Source organism: Pseudovibrio exalbescens DSM 16456, from assembly GCF_000422785.1.
Lineage (GTDB): Bacteria > Pseudomonadota > Alphaproteobacteria > Rhizobiales > Stappiaceae > Pseudovibrio > Pseudovibrio exalbescens.
Map to the genome: position 1 here is coordinate 106,351 of NZ_AUGS01000014.1, position 7,136 is coordinate 113,486.

At 54.3% G+C, this 7,136-nt stretch carries 5 protein-coding genes; all 5 read right to left on the reverse strand.

The features are described 5' to 3' along the window. Positions 1-11: 11 nt before the first annotated feature. The 5 genes from G512_RS0110865 to G512_RS0110885 all read right to left on the reverse strand — a co-directional run bounded on the left by G512_RS0110865 (position 12) and on the right by G512_RS0110885 (position 6,378). Positions 12-2,255 carry a lantibiotic dehydratase gene (locus G512_RS0110865; RefSeq protein WP_028481742.1) on the reverse strand — a complete coding sequence of 748 codons (2,244 nt, stop codon included), beginning with the start codon at positions 2,253-2,255 and terminating at the stop codon, positions 12-14. Positions 2,256-2,346: 91 nt separating this feature from the next. Beyond that, positions 2,347-4,218, reverse strand: a complete 1,872-nt coding sequence (locus tag G512_RS0110870; RefSeq protein ID WP_028481743.1) for a gluzincin family metallopeptidase — start codon at positions 4,216-4,218, stop codon at positions 2,347-2,349. After that, entirely contained in the window at positions 4,215-5,462 is a 1,248-nt protein-coding gene (locus G512_RS0110875) for an MFS transporter (protein ID WP_028481744.1), read from the reverse strand. The genes G512_RS0110870 and G512_RS0110875 overlap by 4 nt, the downstream gene beginning before the upstream one ends. A 39-nt stretch (positions 5,463-5,501) precedes the next feature. Next, positions 5,502-6,119, reverse strand: a complete 618-nt coding sequence (locus G512_RS20800) for an NAD(P)H-dependent oxidoreductase (RefSeq protein ID WP_051269220.1) — start codon at positions 6,117-6,119, stop codon at positions 5,502-5,504. 64 nt (positions 6,120-6,183) lie between these two features. Next, positions 6,184-6,378 carry an ammosamide/lymphostin RiPP family protein gene (locus tag G512_RS0110885; RefSeq protein WP_028481745.1) on the reverse strand — a complete coding sequence of 65 codons (195 nt, stop codon included), beginning with the start codon at positions 6,376-6,378 and terminating at the stop codon, positions 6,184-6,186. Positions 6,379-7,136 lie beyond the last annotated feature (758 nt).

The following is a 7,136-nucleotide window of genomic DNA, read 5'->3' on the forward strand; positions in this document are numbered from 1 at the left end:
GTCTTCCTCCTCTAAGCGATTTCCGCGCCAGCAGCGAGCTTGGCGCCTGCAATTGCTCTGGTCGTCTCTGGTACTTTCGCTACTGGACCGGGGTAAATCGCATGAATTCGCAGCTCACACGGGTAGCGCCCACCTCCCTGCGTCAACCAAAGGCTCTCCGCATCAGGGTACATTTCCTCAAAACGTACTGCGGTGCTGCGTTTGAGCAGATTGGCGAGCATCACCAAACAATGCTCAACGGCGAAATCCACGTAGATGGGTTTGCGTTCTGCGTCTGCCTTTGCAAAAACCCGTTCGGGCAGTGCATATGTTTGCCGGAAGGTTTGCGCTGCCTTGAGCAAAGCAACGCCTGACATCTCAGTAAGGTCGTTGAGAGCTTCCGCAGCAAAGGACCAACGTTGCCGTTGTATCACGCAGTCGCCGAAGTAAATGCGTGGCGTGTGCTGTCCAAGATCGATCTCTGGCGCGGCCAGCCAAGGCAGGGCTAGCGCGGCGAACGGTGGGTATTTTTGATGGTCTGACAACGTCAGGTAGAGCGGTATTGGCTTGCCGCCAACCATCAACCGCACCACACCATCATCATCAAGGCCGACTTCAGCGCGCGCAAGAGATGTCGCCCTGACACCGTAAGCCTTGTCGAAACGGCCAATAGGATCTGAATAAACAAGGCGCTCACCGGGGAAACTATAGAAACCTTTATTGCGCCGCCGTACTTGAAGGGCGGTAAGTTCGCTCAGACCCGTTTCATTCAGCCTGTTGTTGAGCTGGCATGAGTACTCATCCCGGCTTGGCAAAAAGGTGGTCAGCCACGAGTTCAGCAATAGATGATGGTTCATTTTGCCGACAAAGAGTTCATAGTTCCCAGAAGCCAAGGCGTCCATGTCCTTAGCTCCGATGAAGACATCAAGTAGCGAGTAGCGCGGCCCTTCAATCTCCTTCAGCATCAACTGTTCAGGGGCAATGCGCACGCACCCGTCCGCATCTGCAGATTGATTAGAGACCAGCTCTTCCAGACGGCGTTGCGCCTCGTTTGTGCCCACCGCGGGCATTGTTGGCACCTCACCCTTCATAGCATCGATAAACCGAGGGGCTGGCACTGGTGTGCCATTCGGCGAAAGACGCATGAAGACGGCGCGGGCAGAGCGTTGCAAGGCTTCCCATTGCGCCTTCCCTATGGCCGCCGAGAGTTGCAAAGAGGGCTCCGCCCGGTAAACAAGATCCTCATGAAGACGGCGGCCAAAGGTCAGCTCACGGATGCTGCCACGTGCTTCTTCATAGTAGATGGTGCGGTCCTCATACATCGCGCCGGTTCCACGCCATGCTGACAAGCCAGTCTGCGTTTCAAACTGCAAGGCAGCCTCTTCGAGCAGCTTTTGCCGCTCCTCGAAGGACGCTGCGCTCATCTGTGCGCGCCACTGTTGCCACGTTGTCAGTCGCTCAACCCACCTGTCGCGTGCAGACCCTTCTGGCAAATCACTGACCATGGCAAGCAACTCTTCCAAGGCGTCAAGGCGCGAGGAGCTAACAATAGGGCCGTGCCGCAAAATGCTGGAATCAACCAACTTGTCGATAAGAATCTGAGAGCGCGGGCCATGCGTTTTCTGGATTTGGCTGCGGGTCTGGCCGTTTTCAATGGCCTCCATTACTGCAACCGCCCAAGGTGGCAACGGGCGATGGGATTGATCCGGCATAGTCAACCCATCCGCATTCAGGATGACCATGGGATTCAGGTGCAATGGCAACGCGCTCCTGAACTCAGGTTCTTCAGCGATTTTTTCGGCAAGCGCCGACAGGGCCCAAAACGTTAAAAAGACGCGGCGTTCAGTAACAAGATCCTCGCCCATGGCGAGCCCCGGCCCCTCTTTCCGATCTACGGTGGTTTCAAGCCTTGCCCAGCCATCCCAACCGTCATCTACCCGGCCATAGTTCAGTGTACCAAAAAAGCTTGTGGTCTCATTCTTTGCTGCGAAGCGCTGGAGGTAGGCAAACACGGTACGTAACGCCCGCCGCGCATCAGAGTTGAAATGGGATTTCGCAAGCGCTCGCTCAACTTTCGGTACCGCGTTGCGATAAACATCCGGGCTTGAGACAAACAGCGCTTGGCGAATATCCTGCCTTTGCAAAAGACGCCCAATGCTGTCCAAAATGCGTTGATTTTCTTCGCTATAAACCTGTTGCGTCTTCGCGTTTTCAGCACCCATTTCCAGCAGGATTGCCAAGGTGTCCTGCATGCGAAAAAGTTCAAGCACCTCCATCGGAAAGCCCGGAGAACGTAGAACAAATTCAGGGCCAAATTGCCATCTAGCTCGGACATGGGCTTTTTGTTGGTGAGGAGCGGATTGCTGATCAAGCATATGATGCAGCCTCCCCGGGAACATTCAGGACAAGTGTCATCAGTTGGTTCAATCGGCCCCGCATCACGCTCAGGCACGTTTCCCACACGGCCTCCTCTTCCAGATCAGCACCAAAAGTTGTTTTGAAAGCGGTATTGATGTCGTTTTGAGCCATGCTGCGCAAAAGACTGGTGTAGGCGCCAGCAAACTGAGGTCCTAAAGCCTGTCTTTGCGCCTCAAGAAAGTGTGCAAGAAAAAAGCCGGCAATGTAGGGCAAGCCATGAAACTGAGAGGCAATGAATACCGGTTTGCGATACCAAGCACTCACATCTGGGCTAACTTTGTTCTCTCCGAACCAATGCAACCAGACTTTCGTGAAACGCTGATCCAGTTCTTCTGGTGTATGAGGGAAAGGCGCATCGGTCAGTTGCCTCTCAAAAGTAAAGTTGGCAGGCAGCATCAGCGCAAAGGCGATAAAGGCCTGCGCTTCCATCCACGCGTAGCGGCGGAACTGGGCACATGGGTGCTGAGAACTGTTCTCCCCGCTGCGCTGCCATTGGCTTCGCAGCAGAAGTTCGGCAAACGATGCCACTGTTTCTGCGGAGGCCGTTGGCACATAGTGCCGCTCCATGGGCAGATCTTTTATGCACCAGAAATGATGTGCGTGCGAGGTTTCATGGGCGATGCGGATCGCGTTCAGAGCATGGCCATCATAGCTCACGAGCACGAGTGGCACGCCGCGTCGGGCAATCGAGGTTTGAAAGTCCGCTGTTCTGCGTCCGGCCTGATGAGGACTGGCATCGAGCCAGCCCTCTTGCATCATCAGACGGAAAAACCCAGCCATTTCCGGATCAACCGCATTGAACGCCCGCTCGGTATCCCGCAGCGCCTCGTTTAGTGGAACCGGACCAACCCAGTTGCTGGAAGCATCCAGATCCCAAGGTGCAAGCCTCTCGTAGCCTGCCATGTGCGCTTGAGCCGTCAGCGCTGCTTGAGCGTCAACTCGAAGGGCGTTTGCAGCTTCAAGACAACGCTCAACTGCGCCGCGCGAGAGGGACGTTTCAGCAAGGGCCTCCTGCCAGCGATCTTCGCCCTTGATCTCAGCCGCTCGACATCGCCATGCAATGCGGCCGGTCAAAGCGTGTGCTGCCATGGTTCGATGCGGCTGCCAAGCTGTTTCCACGCTTGTGAAGATCCTTTCTCGAGTGCTTCGAACTGGGTGCGCCAACAAGCGGGTCGCCTCCACCACAGAGACTTGGTTATCGGCTATCCCGTCCTCAGGCAGATGGAAATAAAGCTGCGCTCGAGTGTCACGGTAGGCCTGCCACCACTGTCTGTAGCCGGGTCCACCAAGCCGGTCTGTCTGTTCATTGCGCTTGCTTTTTTCCTCGTCCCTTTCCCAACTCTGCCAGCGCTTCAAAACCTCTTCAGGCGCGCCTTCCGGGAATAAATCTGAGGCGTTTCGACCTGCTTTGAGCATCACCCCTACAAACTCCGTAGGGGCACTTTTATGCGCAGTAGCAATGCGCCGAATACGTTCCGCATTCTTCGTCAAGTGTTTGGTAGTTTCGCCAAGAGAGCGCTTGCACTCCAAAAACACATAGAGTTCCTGAATGCTCTCTCGCTGTTCTGTCCAGTCCGCATCAAGTCGCTCCAGCGCGGTGGCAGACAGCGCCCCAGCCGGCACTTGCTTGGCGAAACGAGCAAACTCTTCTCGGCTCCGCTTTACTCCCGCCCAGACGTTACTCAGGGCAGCTGCGAACTCTGCAGAAGCCGGATCCCACAGGGGATCTGTCATTTTCCACCGTACTTGCTCGCGAGCACTCTCGTCACCCGAACTGAACGGCTCCGGCGCCTGTGTTGCGAGGGAGGCTGTCATCGTCATGACTTGCCCCCTTCAAGGGCCTGCGGTTCGTCTGAAGCGCGCGAACGGCTTGCAATCAGGCCGAAGATTGCCATGGCCACAGTCCCGGCAGCGCACATGATGAATGCAGCTGGGGCGGTAGACTGGGAGATCAACGCACCAATCATGAGCGCGCTCAAGCTCTCGCCGATAAAAGCGATAGTTGACCACATGCTGAACACCTTGCCCATTCGGTTGCCGGGCGTTTTTGTTTGTATCAGCACGACAAGCGGAATATCCACGACCGCTTCTACAGCGCCTACCAGCAGGGCGAAGCTCAGTGCTATCCAGATGTTTTCAGAGAGTCCAAGCGCGGCAAAAAAGACGCCCCACAGGGCCCATCCGCCGAAAATGTAGAGCGATGGATTTTTGATTTGCAAACGGCCGATCACGAGGGACGCAAAAACGTAGCCGATGGTGATCATGGCTAGAACCCAACCAAAGCCACTGGCTCCTGCGCCCCAGTTCTGGTCTGCCACGTGCGGCAGCGCGACACGCTCCAGGCCAGTGACAAACATCAGGCCGACACCGAACAAGATGATGCCCCAAAACAGATCTCTATGACCCTGCAGAAAGCGCAGCGTTCCACCAAGAGCACCGAGCAGGTTATCCTCGGACTCCTCACCTTCGGCATGGCCGACATTGCGCAGCGGCACTACAAAACCAATGGAAACAAAAAAGGTTACAATAGCAATGGTGTAGAGCTGATCTGCGCCCCAAAGCTCGATGAGAATGCCGCCAAGTGCCAGACCAATCAGGCGCGCAGCCCGAAAGCCGCCCTCCACAAGGGACACCCCAAGGGCCCGGGTGTCATCATCCAAGACACCTGCAACCGCTGCATTCAACGACGGATGAAAGAAACAGCGGGCGCTTGTCAAGACAAATGCAATCAATGCCAAGTGCCAGACCGTCAACATGCCTGCCAGCGCCAACGCAGGCACAACCGCCACGGCAACCGCGCGGATCAGATCACAAAACAGCATTAATGACTTGCGGTTCCATTTGTCCGCGTAAACGCCGCCGATCAATCCGAAGAGTAGGTAAGGGGCGCTGGCGCAAAACACCACGAGACCCGCCAGCCACGCGCTTTCTGTCATCTCGTAGGCGAGCCAGTAAAACGCGACCTGGTAGATGGATTCGCCAAAGGTGGAGATGGTTTGTCCCAGCCACAGCAAACGATAATCGTGGTTTCGGGCAAGTCGCAGCCAGTCGGGCGCCGTTTTCATGCGTACCTCAAAATCAAATGGACAAGCGGAACAGCAGCGCTATGCCGCTTCCTTGTGTTTTCTCTGAATGGCCCCACCCTTGCGCGCTTCTGAAAGCGCCCGGGTATAACCAATGAGAAGATCACAGGAAGCATCCAAACGCGCCCAGATGGCGGGAAACTTCTGCGACGGCTCGGTGAAAGCCCGTTCCGTTGCGGCGTTGACGTCGCTCACGCGCCGCACCACCACGTCATCAGGGATCCAGCAGACCCGATTTCCCCTGAAGCTGGAGACGCGCAATTCCGCGATGGGCCAGACGCCGCCCATGCCATCCGAAACTCCCACCGGCAAGGCTGGTTTGTCACAAAACGGCCCCTCTCCAGACAGCATGAACAGTGTTTTCAAACCAGGTGGTACCATGCCGTGGAATTCGGGTGTGATGACCACAAAGCCGTCCGCATCAGAAAGGTCGCCCAGAGTGCTGTACCAAGGTGACCCCGGCGTTGGGGGCGACTTGAAAACATCGTCCGTCAGCTCTGGCAGGATTGGCTCTGCAAGGTCTAACACAGCGCAAGTCACTTCTTTACGCCGCTTGGATAGCCGTTTTGCAATTAAATGGGCGAGCTTACCCGACTGGGAGCCCATGCGTGGGCTACCAGAGATAATCATCAACTTCATGAGATTGCTCCACACTATGTTTTGAAGCCAGGAACTGCCCAGCTTTCAATCTGCTCGAAACCGGCTAAAGAGCGAGGGGAGCGATCTTGTCTTCAACATCTTCAAGATCGAAATCCAGATCATCTAGGTCGTCCAGATCATCGTGGTTTTCTTCATGTTGAACAGTCGCATCGACAGATTTTACTTCATCGGTCGGGTTAGATACGTCTTCCCGGACTTCTTCTGTAGTATTTGAAGTGCTATTTTCAATGTTTGACATAACACACTCCTTGATAGCCAAGAGTCCATCGATTGTGTGAGATGGACTTCCTCTACTAGATCGAGTGTCGGGATATCAGCAATATGAATGTTTATCAACTTTCTACAATAGTATTATATCGTCAATTGTTCTAAATTTATTTAAAATAACTCAGCGTAAGGCAATTGATTTTCTATTGGATATAAAATGATAAATATCTCAGCCGCAGTAAGATTTAACATTTTTCAGATTATCGATATCAATAATATATTTGATGATTAATCATGCTAACTCAATTAAAGGTAGAGTATTAGAGTCAAAAAACGCACCTTTTATTTCACTTATGCAAATTAATCGATTAATCGAGAATCAACTTGAGCAAATTGGGTCCCTTCGCACGACGCGTCTAGGTGGATGCCCGGCGCCACATAAAAACTGCGGATGAGAGAATAATTGCTGCGCCTGCTAGGGCCTGTTGACAAAGTGGGTTCCCAAATCAGCTGAACTGTGATTCATATGTGGACGCCCCTTATGGCAAGAGCTGTTTTTGTCTTGTTGCGGTGATCGGTTGCTTTCATATGTCCGGCCTGTTTTTGCGGCGTGCGTTTGCCGCTGGCCCTGATGGAAATCCGCCGGTGAGGTCCCTGATCAAGATGACGCGCTTTAATGGCGCATTGAATCAGACGGGTTTGCCTCTCCATTGGCTCGATCGTTACGCATCATCGACTGCTATTGCCAATTCGGTTCGGGCTGCGTGCGGTTAGGCAGGCTGCCCATAG

What these genes read in the sequence shown, in the direction of transcription:
- G512_RS0110865 (WP_028481742.1), bottom strand. Translation starts at nt 2,255, where the DNA reads ATGGAGGTGCTTGAACTTTTTCGCATGCAGGACACCTTGGCAATCCTG.
- G512_RS0110870 (WP_028481743.1), bottom strand. Translation starts at nt 4,218, where the DNA reads ATGACGATGACAGCCTCCCTCGCAACACAGGCGCCGGAGCCGTTCAGT.
- G512_RS0110875 (WP_028481744.1), bottom strand. Translation starts at nt 5,462, where the DNA reads ATGAAAACGGCGCCCGACTGGCTGCGACTTGCCCGAAACCACGATTAT.
- G512_RS20800 (WP_051269220.1), bottom strand. Translation starts at nt 6,119, where the DNA reads ATGAAGTTGATGATTATCTCTGGTAGCCCACGCATGGGCTCCCAGTCG.
- G512_RS0110885 (WP_028481745.1), bottom strand. Translation starts at nt 6,378, where the DNA reads ATGTCAAACATTGAAAATAGCACTTCAAATACTACAGAAGAAGTCCGG.